Origin of the sequence: Dickeya ananatis (assembly GCF_019464615.1) — a bacterium.
In the GTDB taxonomy this organism is placed as follows: Bacteria; Pseudomonadota; Gammaproteobacteria; order Enterobacterales; family Enterobacteriaceae; genus Dickeya; species Dickeya oryzae.
The window spans coordinates 2,198,356-2,223,957 of record NZ_CP040816.1; the positions used below are offsets into that span (position 1 = coordinate 2,198,356).

The 25,602-nt window shown below is 51.7% G+C and carries 20 protein-coding genes; 10 read left to right on the plus strand and 10 right to left on the minus strand.

What is annotated here, in order from left to right:
* Nucleotides 1–6: 6 nt before the first annotated feature.
* Complete coding sequence (gene nfsA / locus FGI04_RS09690; RefSeq protein ID WP_407321323.1) at nt 7–729, minus strand: oxygen-insensitive NADPH nitroreductase; 723 nt, start codon at nt 727–729, stop codon at nt 7–9.
* Nucleotides 730–1,227: 498 nt separating this feature from the next.
* Here nfsA and FGI04_RS09695 point away from each other — a divergent pair, with 498 nt between their 5' ends.
* Entirely contained in the window at nt 1,228–1,485 is a 258-nt protein-coding gene (locus FGI04_RS09695) for a GrxA family glutaredoxin (RefSeq protein WP_012884992.1), read from the plus strand.
* 80 nt (nt 1,486–1,565) lie between these two features.
* Here FGI04_RS09695 and FGI04_RS09700 read toward each other — a convergent pair whose 3' ends face one another.
* Nucleotides 1,566–1,937, minus strand: a complete 372-nt coding sequence (locus FGI04_RS09700; RefSeq protein ID WP_342700624.1) for an inner membrane protein YbjM — start codon at nt 1,935–1,937, stop codon at nt 1,566–1,568.
* 345 nt (nt 1,938–2,282) lie between these two features.
* Between FGI04_RS09700 and FGI04_RS09705 the strand changes: the two genes are divergently transcribed.
* Entirely contained in the window at nt 2,283–3,971 is a 1,689-nt protein-coding gene (locus FGI04_RS09705) for an aspartate:alanine antiporter (protein WP_342700623.1), read from the plus strand.
* A 533-nt stretch (nt 3,972–4,504) separates the two neighbouring features.
* On the plus strand, nt 4,505–5,275 hold the full coding sequence (gene deoR, locus FGI04_RS09710) for a DNA-binding transcriptional repressor DeoR (protein ID WP_342700622.1): 771 nt from the start codon (nt 4,505–4,507) through the stop codon (nt 5,273–5,275).
* Between the two features lie 49 nt (nt 5,276–5,324).
* Here deoR and FGI04_RS09715 read toward each other — a convergent pair whose 3' ends face one another.
* A complete protein-coding gene (locus FGI04_RS09715; RefSeq protein WP_342700621.1) occupies nt 5,325–6,533 on the minus strand; it encodes a serine hydrolase in 1,209 nt (402 codons plus the stop codon).
* Nucleotides 6,534–7,053: 520 nt separating this feature from the next.
* Between FGI04_RS09715 and FGI04_RS09720 the strand changes: the two genes are divergently transcribed.
* Nucleotides 7,054–7,872, plus strand: coding sequence for an alpha/beta fold hydrolase (locus FGI04_RS09720; protein ID WP_342700620.1), 819 nt, complete (start codon nt 7,054–7,056; stop codon nt 7,870–7,872).
* 287 nt (nt 7,873–8,159) lie between these two features.
* On the plus strand, nt 8,160–8,777 hold the full coding sequence (locus FGI04_RS09725) for a glutathione S-transferase family protein (RefSeq protein ID WP_342700619.1): 618 nt from the start codon (nt 8,160–8,162) through the stop codon (nt 8,775–8,777).
* Nucleotides 8,778–8,846: 69 nt separating this feature from the next.
* On the opposite strand, the gene FGI04_RS09730 is transcribed toward FGI04_RS09725, so the two are convergent.
* Nucleotides 8,847–9,974 (minus strand): PQQ-dependent sugar dehydrogenase, encoded by a 1,128-nt coding sequence (locus tag FGI04_RS09730; protein ID WP_407336647.1) that lies wholly within the window; start codon nt 9,972–9,974, stop codon nt 8,847–8,849.
* Nucleotides 9,975–10,243: 269 nt separating this feature from the next.
* Between FGI04_RS09730 and rimO the strand changes: the two genes are divergently transcribed.
* Together rimO and sanA are read left to right on the plus strand one after the other, a co-directional pair.
* Nucleotides 10,244–11,647 carry a 30S ribosomal protein S12 methylthiotransferase RimO gene (gene rimO, locus FGI04_RS09735; protein WP_342700617.1) on the plus strand — a complete coding sequence of 468 codons (1,404 nt, stop codon included), beginning with the start codon at nt 10,244–10,246 and terminating at the stop codon, nt 11,645–11,647.
* 188 nt (nt 11,648–11,835) lie between these two features.
* A complete protein-coding gene (sanA, locus tag FGI04_RS09740) occupies nt 11,836–12,591 on the plus strand; it encodes an outer membrane permeability protein SanA (protein ID WP_342700616.1) in 756 nt (251 codons plus the stop codon).
* Between the two features lie 3 nt (nt 12,592–12,594).
* On the opposite strand, the gene yeiB is transcribed toward sanA, so the two are convergent.
* Nucleotides 12,595–13,776, minus strand: a complete 1,182-nt coding sequence (yeiB, locus tag FGI04_RS09745) for a DUF418 domain-containing protein YeiB (RefSeq protein ID WP_496111672.1) — start codon at nt 13,774–13,776, stop codon at nt 12,595–12,597.
* Here yeiB and FGI04_RS09750 point away from each other — a divergent pair.
* On the plus strand, nt 13,752–13,898 hold the full coding sequence (locus tag FGI04_RS09750; protein WP_342700614.1) for a hypothetical protein: 147 nt from the start codon (nt 13,752–13,754) through the stop codon (nt 13,896–13,898). The genes yeiB and FGI04_RS09750 overlap by 25 nt on opposite strands.
* On the opposite strand, the gene folE is transcribed toward FGI04_RS09750, so the two are convergent.
* The 5 genes from folE to FGI04_RS09775 all read right to left on the minus strand — a co-directional run bounded on the left by folE (nt 13,889) and on the right by FGI04_RS09775 (nt 22,909).
* Nucleotides 13,889–14,557 carry a GTP cyclohydrolase I FolE gene (gene folE / locus FGI04_RS09755; protein ID WP_012885004.1) on the minus strand — a complete coding sequence of 223 codons (669 nt, stop codon included), beginning with the start codon at nt 14,555–14,557 and terminating at the stop codon, nt 13,889–13,891. The genes FGI04_RS09750 and folE overlap by 10 nt on opposite strands.
* A 213-nt stretch (nt 14,558–14,770) precedes the next feature.
* Entirely contained in the window at nt 14,771–16,456 is a 1,686-nt protein-coding gene (locus FGI04_RS09760) for a methyl-accepting chemotaxis protein (RefSeq protein WP_407336649.1), read from the minus strand.
* A gap of 390 nt (nt 16,457–16,846) precedes the next feature.
* Complete coding sequence (locus FGI04_RS09765; RefSeq protein ID WP_407273554.1) at nt 16,847–18,511, minus strand: methyl-accepting chemotaxis protein; 1,665 nt, start codon at nt 18,509–18,511, stop codon at nt 16,847–16,849.
* Between the two features lie 511 nt (nt 18,512–19,022).
* A complete protein-coding gene (locus tag FGI04_RS09770) occupies nt 19,023–20,687 on the minus strand; it encodes a methyl-accepting chemotaxis protein (protein ID WP_407273555.1) in 1,665 nt (554 codons plus the stop codon).
* A 602-nt stretch (nt 20,688–21,289) separates the two neighbouring features.
* Complete coding sequence (locus FGI04_RS09775) at nt 21,290–22,909, minus strand: methyl-accepting chemotaxis protein (protein WP_407336650.1); 1,620 nt, start codon at nt 22,907–22,909, stop codon at nt 21,290–21,292.
* A gap of 602 nt (nt 22,910–23,511) precedes the next feature.
* On the opposite strand from FGI04_RS09775, the gene FGI04_RS09780 reads away from it, so the two are divergent.
* Both FGI04_RS09780 and FGI04_RS09785 read left to right on the plus strand, forming a co-directional pair.
* Entirely contained in the window at nt 23,512–24,375 is an 864-nt protein-coding gene (locus tag FGI04_RS09780) for a LysR family transcriptional regulator (protein ID WP_342700610.1), read from the plus strand.
* 101 nt (nt 24,376–24,476) lie between these two features.
* The gene (locus FGI04_RS09785) at nt 24,477–25,598 is read left to right on the plus strand and encodes an S-(hydroxymethyl)glutathione dehydrogenase/class III alcohol dehydrogenase (protein WP_342700609.1); all 1,122 of its coding nucleotides are present in this window, start codon (nt 24,477–24,479) and stop codon (nt 25,596–25,598) included.
* Nucleotides 25,599–25,602: the final 4 nt, after the last annotated feature.

Sequence of the window (25,602 nt, forward strand, 5' to 3'; positions counted from 1 at the left end):
CCAGTACTACCGGGTGGCCCAGCCCTGCTGGTGCAGGTAGTCCAGCATGAACGGACGGCGCTCTTTGCTCAAGGTGCGCCGAATTTGGTCGCTCCAGCTCTCCATACGCTGATTACTGTCGCGATGGCGATAATACTCAACGATATGCTGATCGTATTGTGCCAGTAAGGCGCTATCCAACGGTTGATAGCGATTTTCATGCACGACCAGCGCTGCCGGTAAGCGCGGTTTGAGGTCAGGCTGCACAGCTGGATACCCAAGGCATAGCCCAAACAGCGGCAAAACCTGCTGTGGTAGCGCCAGCAGGCGCGTGACTTCAGCTATCTGATTACGGATGCCGCCAATGAAAACACCGCCCAACCCCAGCGATTCTGCTGCCACCAGCGCGTTTTGTCCCATCAGCGCCGTATCAACGCTGCCAAGCAGCAATTGTTCGGCCAGGCCCAGCTCGGCCTGCGGGTAGATTTGCTGATGCCGATAAAAATCGGCGCAGAATACCCAAAACTCCGCGGCCTGCCCCACCCACGGCTGTTCGCCGGTCAGGTGTACCAGTTGCGAGCGCAACGCCTGATCAGTAATACGAATTATCGAACTGCACTGCAGAAAGCTGGACGTCGACGCACTTTGCGCGGCGGCAATAATCGCGGTCCGCTGCTCATCGCTAAGCGGCTGGTCGGTAAACGATCGGATGGAACGGTGCTGGCGTAACAGTGAAATGGTTGGCGTCACGTTGAATATCCCTGAAAAACAATGGTGAGATGACACACTCTGACAACGTAGGCTGTACAAACTATAGGGCTTTGGGGCGCATCGTTTGGCGATAAACGACCTGTATCCGCCATACGTCACGTGCAAAGGCGTCGGCTTGATTCATTGCCCACCCATGTTGCCCATCAATGCCACGCATCAATCAGGCCACGCCCTGACACCACAGCAGCCTCACGCCATCAAGAACATCAGTGAGTATATGTCAGACCAGTCGCTAGACCAACGTTGCACGCGATTTTAGTCAACCGTTGTCAATTGATGCGACGCTCCACTGCACAAGATGAATACAGGCAAACAGAACAAGACATAGATGACGCTAATCGTTATAACAGGCAATGACTACTTCAGATCACCGCGGATTGCGGGCATAGTAACGCGGTTGGCGAAAATCATTTACAATTATGGGTAGGTCCTGATAGTAGAGATACCCAGATAACATAGAGATGTTAAGGAGTTTACATGTACGCAGTTATTTTTGGTCGTCCTGGTTGTCCTTATTGTGTCCGAGCCAAAGAACTGGCTGAAAAATTGACCGAAGAGCGCGACGATTTCAACTACCGTTACGTTGATATTCATGCAGAAGGCATCAGCAAAGCGGATTTGTCTAAAACGGTGGGCAAACCGGTAGAGACCGTACCTCAGATTTTCCTGGATGAAAAACACATTGGCGGCTGCACTGACTTTGAAGCCTATGCCAGAGAGCATCTGTTTAATTAATCCTGCACCGTTTATCTGCTCATCACCAAGGCACCGAGAGTGCCCTGGTGATTGTGACTTCCGTGCGGGTATATCAGTGCTTAACGTAAATAATGCAGACTCACCGCCCGTAAGAAGAGAAACGCTAGCGCCCCCATCAGACACCAGAACACGGCACTGCAGAGATAAGCCAGTTCCTGCCAGAACGACAGACTAGGAAAATACCACAGTTGCAGCACCAACAGACAAACAGGCATCGCCAGCACCGCCCCCATGAGGGGATAACGCAATCGCCGATTACGCGACAAGTAGCTTGATGCCATTCCCGGCAATAAAAACAACAGCATCCCCGGATCACCATGAAAGCCGTCTTCCAGCGATGTCCCCACGATACGCATCTTTTGACTTAAAAATACTAACGTAAACAAGACAAAACAGCTGACTACGCCCAGCCACCCTCTATTGCCTGTCATGTGAGCCTCCCCGAAATAGACTAAACCTGCGCATGACGGAGCAACGGTTGTCGCCCACCACCATCATGCGCAGCAGGTATCCCTGATGGGACGAAAAGCCAGCTTCTCGGTGATTTATCAGCATCACCGGCTGGTTGTCCGCCGGAGAAATCACTAAAATGGCTGCGTCATGCCAGACGGTATTTCCCGTCTTTTGAGACGTTGCCAGATAAAAAACATGGGGTCCGCTCCTTTCTTATCATCATAGTGTCGTCCAGACATGGTCAGCGCCCCTTTAATGGGGTAAATTTAGTCTAAATTATTTTTTATATCAATAATTTACCAGTAAACAACAAGTTACATTCCATGAATATAAACGTCGCTGATTTGTTAAACGGGAATTACATTCTGCTGTTATTCGTCGTTCTCTGTTTAGGGCTTTGTCTGGGGAAACTGCGGCTCGGCTCGGTTCAACTTGGCAATTCTATTGGCGTTCTGGTGGTGTCGCTGTTACTGGGACAACAACATTTCGCTATTAATACCGAGGCGCTGAATCTCGGTTTTATGCTGTTTATCTTTTGCGTAGGTGTTGAAGCCGGTCCCAATTTTTTCTCGATTTTTTTCCGGGACGGTAAAAATTACCTGATGCTGGCGATGGTGATGGTCAGTAGTGCATTGCTGATAGCGCTGGTGCTGGGTAAGGTATTCGGTTGGGGGATCGGTCTGACCGCCGGTATGCTGGCTGGTGCCATGACATCAACGCCAGTACTGGTGGGGGCGGGCGATACGCTGCGTAATACCATTAGCCTTGGGCCACAGTTGTCGATAACGCAAGAGCAGTTGAGCCTCGGTTACGCTCTGACCTATCTGATTGGTCTGGTCAGCCTGATATTCGGCGCCCGCTATCTGCCTAAATTACAACATCAGGATTTGCCGACCAGCGCCCAGCAAATTGCCCGTGAACGCGGGCTGGACACCGATAGTCAGCGCAAAATCTATCTGCCGATCATTCGTGCTTATCGCGTCGGCCCTGAACTGGTGGCCTGGGCTGATGGTAAAAACCTGCGCGAACTGGGCATTTATCGCCAGACCGGATGTTATATCGAACGTATCCGGCGTAATGGCATTCTGGCGACACCGGACGGCGACGCAGTACTGCAATTAGGGGACGAAATTGCACTGGTGGGATATCCCGACGCGCACGCCCGCCTGAATCCCAACTTCCGCGATGGCAAAGAAGTGTTCGAGCGCGAACTGCTGGATATGCGGATAGTGACCGAGGAGATTGTGGTGAAAAACCACAACGCCGTAGGTAAGCGTTTAAGCCAGTTGAAATTGACCGATCACGGCTGCTTCCTCAACCGCATCGTCCGCAGCCAAATCGAGATGCCGATTGATGACGGCGTGGTACTGAACAAAGGCGATGTCCTGCAAGTCAGCGGCGACGCTCGCCGGGTAAAAAGCATTGCGGATCGCATTGGCTTTATTTCCATCCACAGCCAGGTCACCGACCTGCTGGCGTTTTGCGCCTTTTTCATCATCGGTATTATGGTCGGGTTGATTACTTTCCAGTTCCGCAATTTTTCTTTCGGCATCGGCAACGCCGCCGGTTTACTGTTTTCCGGCATCATGCTCGGTTTTTTACGCGCCAACCATCCGACATTCGGTTATATCCCCCAAGGCGCATTGAATATGGTGAAAGAGTTCGGGTTGATGGTGTTCATGGCTGGGGTGGGACTCAGCGCAGGTAGCACCATCAATCATAGCTTTGGCGATGTCGGCATTCAGATGGTGCTGTCCGGGTTGATTGTCAGCCTGCTGCCGGTCGTGGTCTGTTTCCTGTTTGGTGCCTATGTACTGCGCATGAATCGGGCGTTGCTGTTTGGTGCCATCATGGGCGCCCGCACCTGTGCACCCGCCATGGAGATTATCAGCGATACCGCCCGCAGTAATATCCCGGCGTTGGGCTATGCCGGAACCTATGCCATCGCCAACGTACTGCTGACACTGGCCGGCTCGTTGATTGTGGTTATCTGGCCGCAATTGCCCGGCTGAGGTGATTTTGTAAAGCAACGTCAATTTTTTTTCAAATTACGCAGAACTTTTTTCCAGGGGTAAAGTCTGAGTTAATGCCACTGCTTTTCTTTGATATCCCTGAATTGAGGAGCCCGTCGTTCACGCCGGTTAGGTTCAAGAACGACGGGCATTTTCTTTTATGTATGCCCCGTTATGTATGGCCCAAGAGTCCCTTCTGCACCTTACGCCATGTGCGCCGCCCTGATGCTTCCTGTCTTATCCTCTTATCTTCACACTCACTGTAAACAGCAAATGCGTTACGTTAATAAGCCGGTCTAATAAGCGCCGCCGCGTTATAACATTTGCACGATAGATTTGCGCCTTGCATTTCATGAAGGTTATATTAATGCTCCGTCTGCTGAGTAATCAGCACACATTGCCTGCGGTTAACCATTCCCGGTGCATTTCCTTTTACCCCATTTTTATCCTGATTCAGGTGTAGCCATGAACGATGGTACAGTGTGGGGTGATCCTGCATTGGAACGCGTTGGACCGGTCTTATTGAGGAAAACATGGAAACGCGTCGCGCAGCAAGGCTTAATAAACTGGCTCAGGCTTTAAAAAAGGCCGATAAACTGCACCTGAAGGATGCAGCACAACTGCTCGGCGTATCTGAAATGACGGTCCGGCGTGACCTGAACGCACGCCCCGATGCGTCTGTTGTGCTGTTGGGCGGTTATGTCGTTTGTGACCCGAAAAACAACGGTGCTACCAGTTATTTTGTCTCCGATCAGCAAACCAAGCACGTGGTGGAAAAGAACCTTGTGGGTGAACTGGCGGCTGCCTGCATCGAACCCAACGATACGCTCTTCTTCGACTGCGGCACGACCATCCCGTTTATTATTGCCGCCATTCCAGACGACCTGCCGTTTACCGCGATTTGTTATTCGCTCAATACGTTTATGGCATTGCAGGACAAACCGAATGGTCGGGTGATTTTGTGCGGCGGGGAGTTCCATCCCGACAATGCTATTTTTACCCCGTTGGGGCACCAGCACGAACTGGATCAGATCTGTCCAACCAAGGCCTTTATTTCAGCAGGTGGCATTGATACACAAGCCGGAGCCACCTGCTTTAGCTTCGCCGAGCTGGCGATAAAGCATCGTGCCATGGCGCTCTCTCAGCGGGTCATTCTGGCGGCGGACAGTAGCAAATTCGGCAAACGTAAACCCGCCCGCATTGGTGCGCTGACGTTATTTGATACGATTATCACTAACCGTGTGCCAGATAATGACTATCTCCACTACCTCAAAGCCAACAACATCGAGTTATTGACCCCTTAGCCCTTCGCTGCAGTCGGCGTTTTAAGCCCACTGCAGCGCCTTATTCCTGTCAGCCAAATAATCCGCCAAACCAGCCGGACAGCGTCATCAAAATGGTATCCCACAACCGGCCAAAAAAGCCCGCTTGCGGTATATCATCCATCACCACCAGTGGGCGTTGGCCGATGCTGTTGCCATCGAGTTGAAAATCAATCGTGCCGACAACCTGCCCTTTTTTCAGCGGGGCTTGCAACTGCCGCTGCGCCAACGTAAAGCTGGCTTTCAGGTTTTTAGCCTGCCCTTTCGGCACCGTCATCGCGGCATCCTGCGCTACCCCTAACCTGACTTGTTTTTCGCTACCAAGCCATACCCGCTGAGTCGTAAACGGGGTGTCGCTGCGTATCAGCGTCGCAGTTTCGAAGAAACGAAACCCCCAGGTCAGCAATTTTTCACTTTCCCGGAAACGGATAGCGTCGGAAGGCGCACCCAGTACCACCGAAATCAGCCGCATGTCACCATCGACAGCCGAGGCCACCAGACTGTGGCCAGCACCATCGGTATAGCCGGTTTTCACCCCATCCACCCGCAAGTTGCTGCTCCACAGCAAACGGTTACGGTTTGGCTGGCGGATATTATTGAACGTGAACTCTTTCTCGCTATGTAAGGCGTATTCGCTCGGTACATCGCGAATCAACGCCTGTGTCAGCCGCGCCATGTCACGGGCCGTACTGTACTGCCCTGGTGTATCCAGACCATGTACCGTCAGAAAATGGGTATTCGTCAACCCCAACGTCGCGGCGTACTGGTTCATCAAGCTGACAAACGCGTTCTGGCTTCCGGCGACATAATCCGCCAGTGCGATACTGGCATCATTACCCGACTGAATCACTATCCCTTTATTAAGATCGGACACCGAAATCTGATCACCCGGCTTAAGGAACATCAGCGACGACCCACGTAACGTCGGATTACCGCCAGCCCAGGCGTCTTTTCCAACCGTCACTTTATCTTCTGGCGTGATCTTACCCACTTTGATGGCCTGACCGATTACGTAACTCGACATGATCTTGGTCAGGCTGGCGGGATCGAGTCTGGTGTCTGCATTCGACTCGGCCAGCACCCGACCACTGGCGTAATCGATCAAGATAAACGCTTTGGCGTCAATTTGTGGCGGAGGCGGCATCTGCTCGGCCTGAAGTACCGGCGAAACCGCCATCAACATCCCGGTAGCGGCGGCAACGATGCGCCGCCAGGAAATGCGAGGTGTCACTATCTTCATGCGCGCTGTCCATAAATTGTTAAAAATGAGGAGTATCAAACAGTTTACTGGGCCTAACGGGTACAAGGTAGCCTGACATATCTGAGAATAAAACCGACCACACTGTAAAGTTCATCAAAGAAAAAGAAAAAATCAGCGGAATCTGTCGACGGGCTCAGTCACAGCCACTGTGGAAAGGTGAAAAACCCCTTGATTACACCACCGATGACTCAGTCGTCCCACATATCTATCGAAATGATTAAAATTTTTTATAAAATAGTCTTCACATACTGCTTAGGCCAACATTTTTATTCTGTTATTTTTACTTCGGAAGTTTAATAGTGCAAATAAATTAACTGGCATTTATCTCATCCCGAATAATGTGTTAAATTAATCATGTCAATATATTAACAAAAACGATGGAAGGAAGATTTCTTCGGCTTTTTTAAGCGGGAGCGTTATTAATTCGGTTAAATTTCACGACGAAAAACAATCCAACGATAGCGCCATGCCCTGTCGGGCAAACAAAAGGGACTTTATCATGTCAATAGAAAAATGCATTGTCACATATGACTCATGGAAAATATATGTTGAAAGGCATATTTCCGATCCTGCACATGAAACCATCATTATGGTTAACGGAGCACTATCGACAACGGCAGCGTTCAAGAATACCGTCAAAAATCTGTCTGGTAGGTTTAATATCATTCTTTTTGATTTACCGTTTATTGGTGAATCATTGCCCCACAACACGCTGGACAGAGTCATAACCAAAAACGATGAGGTCAACATCCTGCTCCATCTCATCGATACCTTTGAACCAGACCACATACTGTCGATCTCATGGGGCGGGCTGTCTTCTATGCTGGCATTGTCAAACAAACCCAAGCATATCAAGAAAGCGGTGATCGCGTCATTTTCGGCACATCTTAACGATAAAATGCGCGATTACATCCAACGTGCCAGGTATTATATTCACTCAAAAGAATTCGAAAGAGCAGCAGAGTTGCTCAATAATGAAGTAGGTAAATTTTTACCACCTTTATTAAAGCATATTAATTTAAAACATATCTCCTCGATGAGTGAATTTGCTTTTCAGCAAGTTAATTTTCATATAGATCAGGTACTCACACTCAAAGAAGAAAATTATATCGAAATATTCAAGGATATTAACGCTGATATACTTTTTTTGAATGGTGAAAATGACGAGTACACCACCGCTGACGATATCAAAAAAATGGAAAAATACATCCATAGCTGTGAATTCAGTACCATTCCTGAAGCAGGTCACTTCCTTGACCTTGAGAACAGGAAAGCAGCAAAGCAAGTCGCAGAGAAAATAATCTCATTTTTCGCATAACGCACCTACCCGCCAGGCTGCTGGATAACGTCCAGCAGCCTAATCACTGAGTGTATAGTCAAATAACACAAACTTATTGTTGATATTCCCGCATCTTAGCGCCTGCTCCCCCCAATCATCTGACGTTAGCATCCTCGGCTTCAGAACAACCACGGCCTTAGAACAACCGGTGACATCAAACCCTTGCTGTAGATATAGTGGCAATAGTCTGACATTGGCATGAGCAGCGTGCGGCATTCCCACACCGCTTTATTGCGCCAACCATCAACTCAAAGGAGAGTAGTGCCATGTTGAAAATCTGGGGTCGTGAAAACTCGACCAACGTGAAGAAAGCACGCTGGTGCGCGGCAGAACTTGGACTGGCGTATGAGCTGGTGCCAGCAGGCGGGCAATTCGGTCGTAACCATGACGCGGACTATCTGTCCATGAATCCTAACGGGCTGGTACCCTGCCTGCAGGACGACGATCTGGTGCTATGGGAATCACACGCTATCGTGCGTTATCTGGCGGCACAGTACGGCCAGGGGCGTTTTTATCATGCCAATGCGAAAACTCAGGCTGGCATCGACAAATGGCTGGATTGGGCGGCAGGGTTCTCCGAGCCCTACAAACAGGTATTCATCAATCTGATCCGCACAGCGCCGGACAAGCGCGACATGAAGAGCGTCGAAGCCGGTATCGCCGGTTGTGAAAAACTATTTGCTATCGCGGATAGCGTACTGGCGACACAGCGCTGGCTTTCCGGCAAAGAGTTCGGCATCGGCGATATCCCGACCGGGTGCATCGCGTATAGCTGGTTCAACCTGCCGATTGAACGTCAGCCTCGGCCACATCTGGAGCGCTGGTATCAGCAACTGACTGAACGGGAAGCCTTCCGTCAGACCGTCATGCTGCCGTTAACGTAACGTCTCTTCTTAACATCTCGCCTGACGTCATCGCTTGCCGTGCGCCCCAAACCGGGCGCACATCCGCAGTCAGGAATCCGACAGCCCCACCTTCAGCAACTTGCCATTATCCTGATCGGTCAACACATAAAGATAGCCGTCTGGCCCTACCCGTACGTCGCGGATACGTTCCCCCAGTTCCGTCAGCAGACGTTCTTGTGAAACAATGCGATCGCCTTCCAGTGATAAGCGAATCAGGCTGGTTCCCGCCAGTGCACCGATAAATAGCGAATGACGCCAGGCAGGAAAACGACTGCTGTTATAAAATGCCATACCGCTGATAGCTGGCGAGACTTTCCAATAATAGACAGGCTGGGTCGTGCCAGCCACTTCCGCCCCTTGAAATTCCGGGATCTTTTGCCCAGAGTAGTCGATACCATAGGTCGCCAATGGCCAACCATCATTCTCTCCCGGTTGGGGGATATTGATCTCATCGCCGCCACGCGGCCCGTGTTCGCTTTCCCACACATCGCCAGACCACGGATTAAGCGCCAGCCCTTGTGGATTTCGCAATCCGTAGGCCCAGATTTCCGGCCGGGCACCGGAGTGATTCACAAAGGGATTATCGATGGGAACACGCCCATCCGGCGTAAGGCGCACCAGTTTACCCTGCAGGCTTCCTAAATCCTGAGCCAGCATCCGTTGCTGGTTCTCGCCGAGTGCGATAAACAAATGACCTTGTTTATCAAACACCATCCGCCCGCCAAAATGGGCACCGGTCGAGCGCTTCGGCAGTTGTCTGAAGATCACCGTAAAATGATTCAGCCGCTGCATATCATCCGACAGCACGCCAAATCCTACTGTGGTTCCCGCCAGCCCTTCCGGTCCGGCTTCGGCATAACTCAGGTAGACCCGGCGATCCTGACGGAAATTCGGCGACAACACCACATCCAGCAAACCACCTTGCGAATGTGCAAACACAGCCGGAACGCCGCCTATCGGCGCAGAAAGCCCCTTACCGGCCTGCCAACGCCGCAACTGACCTGAACGCTCCGTCAGCAACAAGCCTTGATCGTCCGGCAAAAATGCCAGCGACCAAGGGTGGTCAAGATTATCCTGCAACACGGTAACGATCGGCGCAGCCAGTAGCCCTGCAGAAAACAGCCAGCTTGCCGCCAGTACCGGCAAGGTAAAAAAACGAAAGCGGGGCAACAACATGCCAGGTTCTCCCAGTTATTGGTGGTGGCGATACGCTAACCACATGAAAAACGATGCAGACGGTAAAATTAGCAGACGGTAAATTAATAGCATGCTGGCCTCAGCTATCAGGCAGAATTTACTCAAATTTGCATCCTGCCTATCGCTGCCACCCGAACTGACGCACACTTGAGCACTGATTGTTTTATAATCACACAAGACTGTTTCCTGACGGCGATTCAGGTATAATCCGCCGCATTTTTCCGCCCCAACCCGATGTATGAGACGCTATGACTGTTAACACCTTCGATCCCACACAAACCACCACACTGTCGGCACCGCAAAAAGCGCTGAATGATCAATCCACTGACACCAGCAAAGATTTGTCCCGCAAAATTGGCTTTGTCAGCCTCGGTTGCCCAAAAAATCTGGTGGATTCGGAGCGAATTCTGACCGAACTGCGTACCGAAGGGTATCAGGTGGTGCCGAGCTACAACGATGCCGATCTGGTTATCGTCAATACCTGCGGTTTCATCGATAGCGCAGTACAGGAGTCGCTGGAAGCGATTGGCGAAGCACTCAATGAAAATGGCAAAGTCATTGTGACCGGCTGTCTGGGGGCGAAAGAGAATCAGATCCGTGAGGTTCACCCCAAAGTATTGGAAATCACCGGCCCACATAGCTACGAGCAGGTGCTCAACCACGTACATCATTATGTTCCCAAACCGGAACATGACCCGTTTACCAGTCTGGTACCGGCTCAGGGGGTCAAACTGACGCCGCGCCACTACGCTTACCTGAAGATTTCCGAAGGCTGCGATCATCGTTGTACCTTCTGTATTATTCCGTCGATGCGTGGTGATTTGGATAGCCGTCCTATCGGTTCAGTGCTGGATGAAGCCAAGCGACTGGCGGAAGCTGGTGTGAAAGAACTGTTGGTCATCTCTCAAGACACCTCTGCCTACGGCGCTGACGTCAAACACCGCACCGGGTTCTGGAACGGTCAGCCGGTGAAAACCAGTATGGTCAGTCTGTGTGAGCAATTATCGACACTGGGGCTATGGGTCCGTCTGCACTACGTGTATCCCTACCCGCACGTGGATGATGTGATCCCACTAATGGCAGCAGGCAAAGTGTTGCCGTATCTGGATATCCCGCTGCAACACGCCAGCCCGAAAATCCTCAAGCTGATGAAGCGCCCCGGCGCGGTAGAACGGACGCTGGAGCGCATCAAGCGCTGGCGCGAGATCTGCCCGGACCTCACCTTGCGTTCAACGTTTATCGTTGGCTTCCCCGGTGAAACGGAAGAGGACTTCCAGATGCTGCTGGATTTCCTGCAAGAAGCGCAGTTGGATCGCGTAGGGTGTTTCCGGTATAGCCCGGTTGAAGGTGCCGCGGCGAACAACCTGCCGGATCAGGTACCTGAAGACGTGAAAGAAGCGCGTTACCATCGTTTCATGCAGGTACAGCAGCAGATTTCCAGCCAGCGTCTGCAGGCCAAAGTCGGCCGGGAATTGAAAGTGTTGATCGATGAGGTGGATGAAGAAGGTGCTATCGGTCGCAGCATGGCGGATGCGCCGGAGATCGATGGGGCGGTCTATCTGAACGGTGAAAACCGGGTCAAGGTGGGCGATCTGGTGACGGTCAAAATTGAACATGCCGATGAATACGACCTGTGGGGTTCACTGGTCTAATCGTCTCTACAACTGGCCGGGGATCACTCGGCCAGTCATGCATTCCCCCCTGACTCTGCTCAAAAAAACAGCGTAACTGACTGCTTCCAGACAGTTCGCCTTGCGTCGTTTCAGTACCTCAAGTAGCCTTGCCTGATGATTACCGACGCCATAATGACTCTTTACTCCATACGGACGAAGGCAGCAGCATGTGGAAACGCCTGATATTCGGTCTTTTCGCCACCATTCTGGTGTTAGCCTGCAGTGCTTTTCTGCTTGATCGCTGTATCAGCTGGCGCACCGCACCTTATATCTACGAGGATGTAGAGGATTTGCCGCCACGCCAGGTTGGGGTAGTCTTGGGTACGGCCAAGTACTATCGCGCGGGTGTTATCAACCAGTATTACCTGTTTCGTATTCAAGGCGCGCTCAACGCCTTTAACAGCGGCAAAGTCAGTTATTTGCTACTCAGTGGCGACAATGCCCAGCAAAGCTATAACGAGCCGATGACCATGCGGCGCGATCTGATCGCCGCCGGGGTTCCCCCTGCCAGCATCGTGCTGGACTATGCCGGGTTTCGCACGCTGGATTCTATCGTCAGAACCCGCAAGGTATTCGATACCAACGATTTCACGATCATTACTCAGCGCTTTCATTGCGAGCGCGCGCTATTTATCGCGCTGCACAAGGGCATTCAGGCACAATGTTTTGCGGTCCCCTCGCCGAAGGATATCTGGCAGGTACGATTACGGGAATTTGGTGCCCGGCTTGGCACCTTGTTTGATTTGTATATTCTAAAACGTGAACCCCGCTTCCTGGGGCCACAAGTGCCGATTCCGTCCGAATACAAAATTTCGCATGACGAACCCAGCTACCCGGCGGTGCCACCAGAATTCATGACCGACCAGGAGTCGAAAGTAGAACCGCCGCTACGCCAGAAGCCAACAACATCCCCTTCCCGCTAGTCATCACTCATTGGCTGACTGCGCTGAAACCGGACCGGCGACTTTGGCCGTCAGCCAGTGCCACAACCACTCAATTGGCCCTTGTCGGAACGTGCCCAACCAAAGGCGCGCGACCAGCAGATTACACAGCCAGACGGGCGGTACCAGCAGCAGCAGCTGCCAGCGATCAAAGTGCATGAACCCGCCCAGGCGATTAAACAGCGTGGTACAAATCAGGGTTTGCAGCAAATAGCTACTGAGCGCCATACGCCCGACACTGGCTATCCAGCGGGTAAGCCGCCAGTTCGTCAACGTCGGCCAATATCCGTAGCACAACGCCAGATAGGCAATCGCCTGTAGCGGCGCGCCAGTCTCTCGCGGAATTTGCAGCAACAGACCACACCAGCGATAGTCCCACTGCAGTTGCCACTGCGCGATCACACCAGCCCCATTAATCAGCAGCGCCAGCGGCAACAACCACAGGGCAACGCGCCGATAATGCCGCAGGCTAAACTGGCCTCGCAACCAACCGCTGCGCATTAACGCGGCCCCCAGCAACATCGATCCGGCCAGCAACCAGCCATACTGAATCCCCAACGACAGCAGGCTTTCATTCAGTAATGACAGACGGTTGCGCCAGGCCTCCGGCCCGCCCTGTATTAACCACCAGGCTTCATAATTCACCTCGGCAACCCCAGGTTGCCAGAAACTGCCACCATCCTGGCTCAGCACCTGACTCAAGACCACCAGCATCGCCAGCCCCATCAGATACAGCACCCCACCGGTATGCAGTAGCATGCGGGTGCTGTCGGCATGACGCAGCATGCCGTAACACACCAGCCCAATCAGGCCATAATCCAGCAGAATGTCGCCGTCCCACATGAAAATCGCATGTAACAGGCCGAAAACCATCAGCCAAAACAATCTGGCATGAATCCAGCGCTTACCGCGCCTTAGCAACAGTTGCAACCCGGCACCAAACAACAGGGCAAACACCGTGAGAAATTTTCCCTGCGCCAGCATGTCCATCAACGCCCACGCCCAGACATCCGCCGTAGCAGGCGGCCCCTGCCATGCCGGGTTAAGATAAGCCGCATGGGGCAAACCGAATGAAACGATGTTCATCAATAGAATGCCAAGCATCGCCAGCCCACGGGCGAAGTCCAGCATAGGGATACGAGATGAAGAAGGCGGCGTTGGCGACATGGTTTTCAGCAAATACCGGGACGTGTGCGCAAATTGTAGTGACTGGGACAACAAATGCCCACGCTTTTCTGGCGATGGCGATTAACCGCCAGAAAAACATCGGCAATGCCGATCAATTATGATGGTGGCGCACCGCGCGCAGAAATTCCTGACGGGTATTCTGACTGGATTTAAACAGACCACCCAACGACGTTGTCGTGGTGGCACTGGTGGCATCACGAATTCCGCGTGCTTTAACACAATAATGTACCGCGTCAATCGATACCGCCACGTTATTGGTGCCAAGCAGTGTCTGCAACGCAACCAGAATTTGCTGCGTCAGACGTTCCTGAACCTGTGGGCGCTGAGAGAAAAACTGTACGATCCGATTGATCTTAGACAACCCAATCACACCGTCTTTCGGGATGTATGCCACGGTGGCTTTGCCATCAATCGTCACAAAATGGTGCTCGCATGTACTGGTCAGTGTGATGTCACGTACCGTCACCATTTCATCGACTTTCATCTTATTTTCGATGATAGTGATCTTCGGGAAATTGGCGTAATCCAGGCCGGAAAAGATCTCTTCCACATACATTTTGGCGATGCGGTGAGGGGTCTCAGCCAGACTATCATCCTCCAGATCGAGGTTCAGCAGGTTCATGATTTCCGTCATGTGCTCAGCAATCAGGCGCTTACGGGTTTCACGTTCCAGCATTTCGCCGCGTAGTGGGGTTTCCAGTCCACGCGCCAGTAACGCCTCGTGAACCAGGGCCGCTTCTTTTGTTAATACAGCCGACATGTTTTTCTCCAGCAGGTGTTCTCACTCTTACGTCGCCTGAGGCCAACGTCGGCCACAACTCTAATGGAGTGCCTGATGATTATCCAGCGATTGTGTGTCATGGCTGATGAAAAGACTTCAACTTGCCATCCAGCCATCACGCTCCTCTGCCATCGTGACATGTCCTGACGCATTCACACGGATGAATGCGGCAGACGTTGACCCATGGTGACGTTAGAATTTCTCCCAGTTATCCTGCCCACCGCTTTTACCGGCTGGTGGCAAAGCCGGTGTCGTTGCTTTAAGTGACGGGCGTTTGAGTGCCAGGTTGTCGGCCTGCCCCTGATTTCTCGCCGCTGAGCGGTACTCGGTGCCAAGATGGAAGACTTCCACCGCCTGCGTCAGTTGCCGGGCCTGCTCTTCCAGTGAGGCAATCGCCGCCATCGCCTGTTGCACCAGGGTCGCATTCTGCTGGGTCACACCATCCATTTCATTGACTGCCTGACCAATTTGCGAAATCCCGCGGCTCTGTTCATCTGACGCAGAGGCAATCTCACCAATCAGATTACTGACGTGCGATACCGTGTTGATAATCGTCTGCATCGCTTCCCCGGCTTGCTTGACCTGTGTTGAGCCCACATCCACCCGGGATACCGACTCTGCAATCAAGCCTTCAATCTCTTTGGCTGCCTGAGCGCTGCGCTGCGCCAGACTGCGCACTTCGCCCGCGACCACAGCGAACCCCCGCCCCTGCTCGCCAGCACGGGCCGCTTCCACCGCCGCGTTCAGCGCCAGAATATTGGTCTGGAAGGCAATACCGTTAATGACCGAGGTAATATCGGCAATCTTGCGGGAGCTGGCGGTAATACTATCCATCGTTTCCACCACATTATTGGTGATTTTCCCGCCTTGTATCGCGGCGTTGGAGGCCTCCTGCGCCAGCTTGGTGGCCTGATGGACGTTTTCTGCGTTGTGCTGCACGGTAGAGCTCAGTTGCTCCATGCTGGCAGCAGTTTCCTGCAATGCCGATGCTTGCTGCTCAGTTCGTCCGGATAGATCATTATTGCCTTGCCGGATTTCGGTCGCCCTCTGATAAATCGCCTCGGCGGTATCACGAATCAACGAGACGGTATCTTTCAAACTCAGTTGCAGTTTTTTGATGTCGGGAATCATACGCCCGGCACAGTTACGGCCGAATTCATCCAGATGCTGATCAAGTCGACCCGCGATCAGTTTCCCAAGGTGCGCCTGAATGACAGAGAGAGGGTTTACCAGATACCGGGTCAGGTAGCGTTCACTGACCAGGAAAATGATCACACTGATAATCAGCGCCAGTATTAGGGTATTTCGGGTCCAGTCGTTATGGATATTCACTGCCCCCAGAAAATCCGTATTCGTCACCGCCGCCGTGTATTTCTGTGCCGCATCACCAAATGCCCAACTGGCTGGCGGATACACTTTGCGAAATATACTGCGAAACGCCTCCAGATCATTTTTCTGCAGCGCGGTATACATCGGATCGATCGCCGTCGAAATCAATGCCGACCAGCTTGATACCATGTCATCAGTAATTTTTTTATCCACACCAATTTGTGGTGCCGTCTTAAATTTCCCCAGTGCATCTTTGCTATTATTTATGGCTGTGAACGCCATATCCAATGTCTTTTTAGCATTCTCTGTATCGCTGAATTGCAGATAATCCATCACCCGCGCCATTCGGGTAACAGAGCGGAAATATTGGTCATTGCCGTAGGTGAGATAGCTCTGGGTTTTACTTTGGGTCGAGTTATCATTTAACAGCAACGTGACCTGCTTTAACGAGTACAGGCTGTAACCGGATACACTCCCCCAGAGCACCACAAAAAATCCCATAATAAATAACATCATGACTCTTATACGGATATTTCTTAGAAAAGACATAATTAACTCCCGAATGTTATTTGACGTTTTCCAGGGTTCGCTGAGTAGCAGAGTGTCCTTTACTCATTAATACGACAGTCGCTCTATCAGAACGCACGGCACCAAATATCACCACGCGGTTCGTCATATAGCGCAAATGATACCGGTTGGTAGTTATAAGCAGGATGAGCACTATGTGCACACACGTTCTGATTTATCAGCAAGTATAGGCAGGGATAGAAAAAATGAGATGGCGCAACCGGTTATTCGTATAAAAACCACGTCAGAAAAACAGCAATATCACGCGACAGTCACACTCTCGCTATTTATTTATCATGTATTCATCTTCAATAAAAAAATGCACCGGTAGTCCGGTGCATTTTCGTGTCAAACAGGAGGGTCTGTACAGACTCAGAAGGTTTCCCAGTCGCCCTGCGATGACCGGGCTGGCAGCGCCGCCGTTTTCGGAGCCGGTCGTTTCAGTGCCGGTGTCACAGTGCGGGGCGTGTGTAACGCCGCCGACGCGGCTCCCAGGTCAAACGACGCCACTGCTGTCGCCAGACTCTGCGCCTGCTCATCCAGCGAGGCCGCCGCCGCAGAGGCTTCCTGCACCAACGCCGCGTTCTGTTGCGTCACACCGTCCATTTCCGTTACCGCCTGACCGATTTGCTCGATACCCCGGCTCTGCTCGTCTGACGCCGCCGAAATCTCACCCATCAGGTCATGCACCCGGGAGACTGAGGAGATAATCCCCTCCATCGCGCTGCCCGCCTCGCGTACCAGTGTCGAACCCGTATCTACCCGGCTGACCGATTCGCCAATCAGCGTTTCAATCTCTTTCGCCGCCTGCGCACTGCGCTGCGCCAGATTTCTCACTTCACCCGCCACCACCGCGAAACCACGCCCCTGCTCGCCAGCCCGCGCCGCTTCCACCGCCGCGTTCAGCGCCAGAATGTTGGTCTGGAAGGCAATGCCGTTAATGACGCTGGTGATATCGGCTATCTTGCGGGAACTGTCCGAAATGCCCTGCATGGTGGTGACCACGCTGTCGGTAATGTTCCCGCCCTGGCGTGCCATCTGCTGTGCTTCTTCCGAAATCTGCCGCGCCTGACGCACGTTATCGGCGTTATTTCTTACCGTTGATGTCAGTTCTTCCATGCTGGCGGCGGTTTCCTGCAGCGCAGCCGCCTGCTGGTCGGTACGGCGTGACAGTTCGTCATTCCCCTGGCGGATTTCACTGGTACCGGTATAAATCACCGCCGAGCTGTCGTGAATGGTCTGCACCGTATCTCGCAGGCTGTGCTGCATCGCCCGGATGTAGGGGATCAACTGACCGGCGCAGTTACGGCCGAACTCTTCCAGTTCCACACCCAGTTTGCCACTGGTCAGCAGTTCCAGATGCCGTTTGATCTGACCAATCGGTTTCACCAGATAGTTCACCAGATAACGGTCGCTCAGGAACAGCACGATAACCCCCAGAATCAGTGCCGCCAGCAACAGATTTTTGTTAATGGTGATATGGTTTGAGACCTGGATGATGACATCGTCAGACTGAATAGCCGTGGCATATTTCTCCGCGATGGCACCAAACTCCACGCTCAATGGCGGATACTGTTTACGGAACATCTGGCGAAATTCCTCAATACGACCGTCTTTAATCGCCGTCAGCATCGGTTCTACCGCGCTTTGCAATAACCGGCCCCAGACCTCGTTCATTTGCTGTACGACCGCTTTGTCGACCCCGATGTGCTCGCTGCGCTTAAACTGCTCCAACGCCTCTTGGCTATTTTTCAAGGCCGTGTCAGCGGCACTCAATGTTTTCTGAGCATTCTCCGTATCACCCAACTGCAGATAGTCCACCGCGCGCAGCATCCGGGTGACGGTGCGAAAATACTGATCGTTGCCTTTGACCAGCATGGAGTAACTTCTTTTTTGTGACATGTTGTCATTCAGCAGATCATTCATGTCGCCAAATGAACTCAGTGTATAGACAGATGCCATTCCCCAGATAACAGTAAACAGCGTCAGGATAATTAACAACATTCTTCTGACAGTGATGTGTCTTAAAATATTCATAATAGACTCCGGATAATTAGTCGCGCCTTTAGCGCTTGCTTAGTCATGGCCACCGGTGTTTGGTTATTCCCCAGTTTAAATAATGAGCAACTTTTTAAGCTGTTCACCTGACTCGTATCGTGACAAGAAAAACCCCAGCTAAATTTTCTTAAAAACCGAATGATACTTTTTTTAATTCCGGCATGTAGTGCGGTTAAATAAAACCGTGTTTCCTTTTTATCTATTCACTTTCATTCTACCACGTCTGCCAACACGTTCACTGTGTTTTCATGGTTAACGTTACAGGACAAAAATTAAGTGAGCCTTAAATAAATAAAATAAAAATGACAATGATCACGTTATCTTACTTTTAACAATTTTATTTTTAATTTCCCACGTTACTTTTTTGTGAATCTTAAATGAACCTTAAATGGTTGAGACATGTTTCTGTGTGACTCACCTGCCCCACAAACAGCCAAATGCACCGGTTTGCCGGTGCATTTTCGTGTCAAACAGGAGGGTCTGTGCAGGCTCAGAAGGTTTCCCAGTCGCCTTGCGATGACCGGGCTGGCAGCGCCGCCGTTTTCGGAGCCGGTCGTTTCAGTGCCGGTGTCACAGTGCGGGGCGTGTGTAACGCCGCCGACGCGGCTCCCAGGTCAAACGACGCCACTGCTGTCGCCAGACTCTGCGCCTGCTCATCCAGCGAGGCCGCCGCCGCAGAGGCTTCCTGCACCAACGCCGCGTTCTGTTGCGTCACACCGTCCATTTCCGTCACTGCCTGACCGATTTGCTCGATACCCCGGCTCTGCTCGTCTGACGCCGCCGAAATCTCACCCATCAGGTCATGCACCCGGGAGACTGAGGAGATAATCCCCTCCATCGCGCTGCCCGCCTCGCGTACCAGTGTCGAACCCGTATCTACCCGGCTGACCGATTCGCCAATCAGCGTTTCAATCTCTTTCGCCGCCTGCGCACTGCGCTGCGCCAGATTTCTCACTTCACCCGCCACCACCGCGAAACCACGCCCCTGCTCGCCAGCCCGCGCCGCTTCCACCGCCGCGTTCAGCGCCAGAATGTTGGTCTGGAAGGCAATGCCGTTAATGACGCTGGTGATATCGGCTATCTTGCGGGAACTGTCCGAAATGCCCTGCATGGTGGTGACCACGCTGTCGGTAATGTTCCCGCCCTGGCGTGCCATCTGCTGTGCTTCTTCCGAAATCTGCCGCGCCTGACGCACGTTATCGGCGTTATTTCTTACCGTTGATGTCAGTTCTTCCATGCTGGCGGCGGTTTCCTGCAGCGCAGCCGCCTGCTGGTCGGTACGGCGTGACAGTTCGTCATTCCCCTGGCGGATTTCACTGGTACCGGTATAAATCACCGCCGAGCTGTCGTGAATGGTCTGCACCGTATCTCGCAGGCTGTGCTGCATCGCCCGGATGTAGGGGATCAACTGACCGGCGCAGTTACGGCCGAACTCTTCCAGTTCCACACCCAGTTTGCCACTGGTCAGCAGTTCCAGATGCCGTTTGATCTGACCAATCGGTTTCACCAGATAGTTCACCAGATAACGGTCGCTCAGGAACAACACAGCAATGCCAATGATCAACGCAACCAGCAACGTACTTTTGCTCATGGCAATATAATGCTCTACATCGATAATGGTATTATCAGCCTGAATGGCCGCAGCATATTTTTCAGTCAACTCGCTGAGTTCCACACTCATTGGCGGATATTGCTTCAGATAGATTCGCTTAAATTCGTCTGTTCGTCCCGCTTGCAACGCTGCTATCATCGGTTCTACCGCATTAGCAAGAATCTGCTCCCACGATGTCACTAATTTCTGAACCTGTTCATTGCCAACGCCTATCTGCCGACTATTTTTGAATTGCGCCAACGCATCTTGGGTATTTTTAAGTGCCTCTGCCGCACTCACCAGTGTTTTTTGTGCGTTATCCAGTTCACCCTGCTGGATAAACTCCGGTACACGCGACATACGCGTTACCGCGCGAAAATATTGGTCATTACCTTTAACCAGAATGGAATAACTTCTTTTCTGATCCTGATTATCGTTTAATAATCGGCTGACATTACCCAACGAATATAATGTAAAAGAAGAGGCAATTCCCCACACAATACTGAATAAGGCAAGAATGATTAACATCATTCTTCTGACGGTAATATTTTTCAAAAACATCATGGCAGGCTCCGAATTATTTTTTACGCTCAGCACGTATTTTCATCATCACCCACGCCAGCTATGCTGAATGCATGCAAAAAATCTTCAGCACACATTACTTGCTTGCACTCGCATAGTGATAAGAAAATCCCTGGTAGAGTGGACAACAATGGCTTTTTTACAGCCATAACGCTTACCGCTCTTTTATGAATCATTGCCAATAATGACAAATAAAAAGTCTGACTTATCTATTTTGTCACTCGAAAAAAAAATTCGAATCTCGACAATTTTCACTTTAAAGAGTAAACAATGAAAATTAAGCGAGCCTTAACATCAATAATTATCAACATAAAAATGGTGATCTCTAACGGTCTTATTTTTATCTCATTAATATCATTGATTTTTTAATTTCATCGGTCATACCGATTACTGCAATCGCTATTCCCGTTAAATTAAAATGCGTAAGGACATTATCGCTCGTGGTGCTGTGGCAATGAGGGGAAATCGAGCAAGCGGTACCGCAGCCGTCATAATAATAAGAAGAAGAGAAACGGACGGAGTGTCTATGCAATGCCATAGACCAGCCATCACCGCATAACGCGGTGATGGCTGGTATTGCGAGTTTACCGGGATGACAGCGCCTTCAATGCCAGAGGTGATGACGGCGCGTAATACGAGTGACCATCCTCTTCCGACAAGCTGAACACAGCGACGGCATCGGCCAGTTGCCCTGCCTGTTGCTCCAGCGAGGCGGCGGCCGATGCCGCTTCCTCCACCAGTGAGGCATTCTGCTGCGTCACACTGTCCATTTCCGTCACGGCCTGACCGATCTGCACGATGCCACGCTTTTGCTCTTCTGATGCTGACGCAATATCCCGGATCAACGCATCCACACCCATAATGCCGCTGATGATATCTCCCATCGCCGCTCCCGCCTGCGCCAATTGCGCAGAACCCTTCTCCACACGCTGAACGGAATCGCTGATCAGCGCACTGATATCTTTGGCGGCCTGAGCGCTACGTTGCGCCAAATTACGCACTTCACCTGCCACCACGGCAAACCCTCGGCCAGACTCACCAGCCCGAGCGGCCTCCACCGCCGCATTCAGCGCCAGGATATTGGTCTGAAAAGCGATACCGTTGATAAGGGTAATAATGTCGCTAATCTGACGGGAACTGCTGGATATCCCTGCCATCATCGCTTCCAGCGCTTTTCCAACCTCACCGCCGGTAACGGCCCGTTTCGTCGCATCCTGTGCCAGTTGGCTGGCTTGTTTCAGATTATCTGCGTTGTGGATAACGGTAGCGCTCAATTGCTCCATGCTAGCCGCCGTTTGTTGTAATGAAGCGGCCTGCTGCTCTGTACGGCTGGCGAGTTCATCGTTACCGCTTTTGATTTCACTTGCCCCAACATACAATGCCGCCGAGTTATCACGAATAACGCTCACCGTGTCGCGCAGATTGCTTTGCATATGACGGACGTATGGGATCAATTGCCCGATACAATTACGGCCGAACTCTTGCAACTCAACGCCAAGACGCCCTTGCGTCAACGCGGTCATATGACGTTTGATGTCGCCTATCGGTTTAACCAGATAGTTAACCAAATAACGATCGCACAACAGCAGCATCAGAATCCCCAGCACCAGTGCCGTACTTAGCACATTTCGACTGATAGCCGCCAGATGGTTTGCTTTCTCTAATGAGTTATCAACCTGTATCGTTTCGCCGTACTGCGCCACATTATTGCCAAATGCCAGCGCCAGCGCGGGATAAACATCCAGATAGTCATGTTGGTATTCGTCAAAGTGCCCTGCCCGACTGGCATTGAGCATCGGAATCAGCGCCTGGGAAATCGCGTTTTCCCAGGAATCGCTGATTTTCCCCGCCAGTGTAGGGTTGATGCCGTCCTGACTGGCGGCACGAAAAGTACTCAGCAGCGAGCGGGTCGTATCGAGGTTACTCTGCACCTTTTGCAATAAAGCCTGAACTTGCGCCGTATCTCCTCGTTGCTGGAATAATGTACTGCGATTAAGTAACGCGATTGACTGGGTAAAAGCCTCCCGACCATTAGCCAGAATAGTGTAGTTTTTTTTCTCAGTCTGATTCGTATCCAATAATGATTCGACTTTATTGAGCGACATGATCGTCGTAATCGCACTACCTCCCCAGATTAAAGTAAATCCGGTGAGTATGATTAATAACATAGCCCTGATAGTGATATTTTTTAAAATGCTCATCATGATATCCAGATAATTATGTGTAGTTTGAATAATGACCTATCCACAACGCAGGAAAACGCGATGGCGCGAATATGGATAAGGTATTTCCCTTGAATAATCCGGGTCGCATCAAGCAAGCGATTGCATGATTTTCCAGTCACTTACATGGGTAAGCAGCCAAGACTGCATCATGCATCTGCGACCTGAAATAGGGGGGTATAACGGGTAGGAAAGCAGTCAATACTAACTGCCAAGCCGTCCATAGGATGTCATAAGAAATAAAGAGCGGTAACCAGGCTCCATGCCAAAACCCGGATCTCATCTTATCCTCACTTTGTGATAAAAAAAAAGCCGTCCTGTTACCTTGTGGCGAATTTAAATGTCACAAAAAATAAATATGAGCGGCTCACATCGGTTATTTACCCTCTACATGTCAGGGGCATTAATCGGGTAATCACTTACGTTATTAAAAATATGCCGTGCTCACAGAATCGATTCCAATAAAACGCCTGGGTGTGTATATCAGCAGGCTAGCACATACCCGGGTTGTCAGCCGCCGTCACAACCGCTACACTCAATAGAAATAAACAACTTAATACAACTTGTTCACGAAAAGAGAATACATGGACCTGACTCAACTGCGTATGTTCTGTCTGGTGGCGGAAACCGGTTCTCTGGTGCGTGCTGCCGCCCAGCTTGGACGCGTGCCGTCTAACCTCACCACCCGACTGCGCCAGTTGGAACAAGAACTGGGGACCGATCTGTTTATTCGTGAACGCCAACGTGTCCGTCTTTCACCGGCAGGCCATAATTTTCTGTGTTATGCCCAACGTATACTGTCACTCAGTGATGAAGCGTTAGCCATGGCGCACACCAGTGAACCTGCCGGTCTGTTTGCGTTGGGGGTGGTAGAAAGCCTGCTTATCACAGCGCTACCTGGACTACTGGCGCTATACCATCGCCGTTACCCCCAGGTTCAGGTAGCACTGCGTAGCGATACCTGTAGTGCATTGCTGGAAGCCGTGAATGCGGGCGATCTGGCAACCGCGCTGATCACCGGCCCGGTCACCCATGATGCCATCAACAGTTGCCGCATCTTTTCACAGCAGTTAGTGCTGATTACCGCGGCAGGCATTCCTCCCGTGTCCCAGGCCTCACAGGTCAAACACCTGCCTTTGCTGACATTCTCCGCCGGGTGCGGCTACCGACAGCGACTGGAAGGCTGGTTTCGTGGGCAAGGCATCACCCCGGTCGCTATCGTGGAAATGCCATCGTATAGCGCGCTGTTGGCAAGCGTAGCAGTAGGAAGTGGCGTGGCGATGGTACCGATCGACGTTCTGGACGCACTGCCTGCCGGACAGCAGGTTCAGCCCCACCAATTACCGGGAGACGTTGCGTCGGTCACTACCTGGCTTATTTGGCGACGGGACGCGTTTGGCCCCAACGTCGAGGCACTGAAAAAACTGATGATTGAACTCGGCACCTGAGAGCTGAGTGATGGCAGACACGACGTGATATCTCTCTGAGCGATATCTCTATATTGAATACTGTTTATATACCTCACTATACCTGAACAAGGAGCTTCACCATGCAAATGATCAAAACCCGTGCCGCTGTCGCCTGGGGCCCCAACCAACCGTTGTCAATCGAAGAAGTGGACCTGATGCCGCCACAAAAAGGTGAAGTCCTGGTGCGCATCCTCGCCAGCGGTGTCTGTCATACCGATGCCTACACGTTATCCGGCAAAGACCCGGAAGGCGTGTTCCCGGTGATCCTCGGTCATGAGGGTGCTGGCATCGTCGAAGCAGTAGGAGAAGGCGTCACCAGTGTCGCTGTCGGTGATCACGTTATCCCGCTCTATACCCCTGAATGTGGGGAATGCAAATTCTGCCGCTCAGGTAAAACCAACCTGTGTCAGGCTATTCGCGCCACACAGGGTAAAGGCCTGATGCCTGACGGCACCCACCGTTTCTTTAAAGACGGCAAACCGATTTTCCACTACATGGGGACATCAACGTTTGCAGAACGTACCGTCGTGGCGGAAATCTCGGTGGCAAAAATCAGCAAAGACGCTCCGCTGGAAGAAGTCTGTCTGTTAGGTTGCGGCGTCACGACCGGGATGGGCGCGGTGACCAATACCGCTAAAGTGAAAGCCGGTGATACGGTAGCGGTATTTGGTCTCGGGGGGATCGGGCTGTCTGCCATTATTGGCGCTAAAATGGCCGGAGCCGGGCGTATTATCGGTATCGATATCAACACCAGCAAATTTGATCTGGCACGCAAACTGGGCGCGACCGATCTCATCAACCCGAATGACTACGACAAGCCGATTCAGGAAGTGATTGTCGAGATGACCGACGGCGGCGTGGATTTCTCTTTCGAGTGTATCGGCAATGTCAACGTGATGCGCTCCGCGCTGGAGTGTTGTCACAAAGGCTGGGGGGAATCGGTGATTATCGGTGTGGCAGGCGCAGGCGAAGAGATCGCAACCCGACCATTCCAACTGGTGACCGGGCGTGTATGGCGCGGCTCTGCGTTTGGCGGCGTCAAAGGTCGCAGCCAACTACCGGGGATTGTCCAACGCTATCTGGATGGCGAGTTCCAGCTCAACGACTTTATTACTCACACCATGCCACTTGAGCAAATCAATGAGGCATTTGATCTGATGCACGAAGGCAAATCCATCCGTTCTGTGGTGCATTTCAACTGACGAC

Coding starts and splice junctions, on each gene's coding strand:
- FGI04_RS09695 (WP_012884992.1), top strand. CDS start 1,228: ATGTACGCAGTTATTTTTGGTCGTCCTGGTTGTCCTTATTGTGTCCGA.
- FGI04_RS09700 (WP_342700624.1), bottom strand. CDS start 1,937: ATGACAGGCAATAGAGGGTGGCTGGGCGTAGTCAGCTGTTTTGTCTTG.
- FGI04_RS09705 (WP_342700623.1), top strand. CDS start 2,283: ATGAATATAAACGTCGCTGATTTGTTAAACGGGAATTACATTCTGCTG.
- deoR (WP_342700622.1), top strand. CDS start 4,505: ATGGAAACGCGTCGCGCAGCAAGGCTTAATAAACTGGCTCAGGCTTTA.
- FGI04_RS09715 (WP_342700621.1), bottom strand. CDS start 6,533: ATGAAGATAGTGACACCTCGCATTTCCTGGCGGCGCATCGTTGCCGCC.
- FGI04_RS09720 (WP_342700620.1), top strand. CDS start 7,054: ATGTCAATAGAAAAATGCATTGTCACATATGACTCATGGAAAATATAT.
- FGI04_RS09725 (WP_342700619.1), top strand. CDS start 8,160: ATGTTGAAAATCTGGGGTCGTGAAAACTCGACCAACGTGAAGAAAGCA.
- FGI04_RS09730 (WP_407336647.1), bottom strand. CDS start 9,974: ATGTTGTTGCCCCGCTTTCGTTTTTTTACCTTGCCGGTACTGGCGGCA.
- rimO (WP_342700617.1), top strand. CDS start 10,244: ATGACTGTTAACACCTTCGATCCCACACAAACCACCACACTGTCGGCA.
- sanA (WP_342700616.1), top strand. CDS start 11,836: ATGTGGAAACGCCTGATATTCGGTCTTTTCGCCACCATTCTGGTGTTA.
- FGI04_RS09750 (WP_342700614.1), top strand. CDS start 13,752: ATGAAGAAGGCGGCGTTGGCGACATGGTTTTCAGCAAATACCGGGACG.
- yeiB (WP_496111672.1), bottom strand. CDS start 13,776: ATGTCGCCAACGCCGCCTTCTTCATCTCGTATCCCTATGCTGGACTTC.
- folE (WP_012885004.1), bottom strand. CDS start 14,557: ATGTCGGCTGTATTAACAAAAGAAGCGGCCCTGGTTCACGAGGCGTTA.
- FGI04_RS09760 (WP_407336649.1), bottom strand. CDS start 16,456: ATGTCTTTTCTAAGAAATATCCGTATAAGAGTCATGATGTTATTTATT.
- FGI04_RS09765 (WP_407273554.1), bottom strand. CDS start 18,511: ATGAATATTTTAAGACACATCACTGTCAGAAGAATGTTGTTAATTATC.
- FGI04_RS09770 (WP_407273555.1), bottom strand. CDS start 20,687: ATGATGTTTTTGAAAAATATTACCGTCAGAAGAATGATGTTAATCATT.
- FGI04_RS09775 (WP_407336650.1), bottom strand. CDS start 22,909: ATGATGAGCATTTTAAAAAATATCACTATCAGGGCTATGTTATTAATC.
- FGI04_RS09780 (WP_342700610.1), top strand. CDS start 23,512: ATGGACCTGACTCAACTGCGTATGTTCTGTCTGGTGGCGGAAACCGGT.
- FGI04_RS09785 (WP_342700609.1), top strand. CDS start 24,477: ATGCAAATGATCAAAACCCGTGCCGCTGTCGCCTGGGGCCCCAACCAA.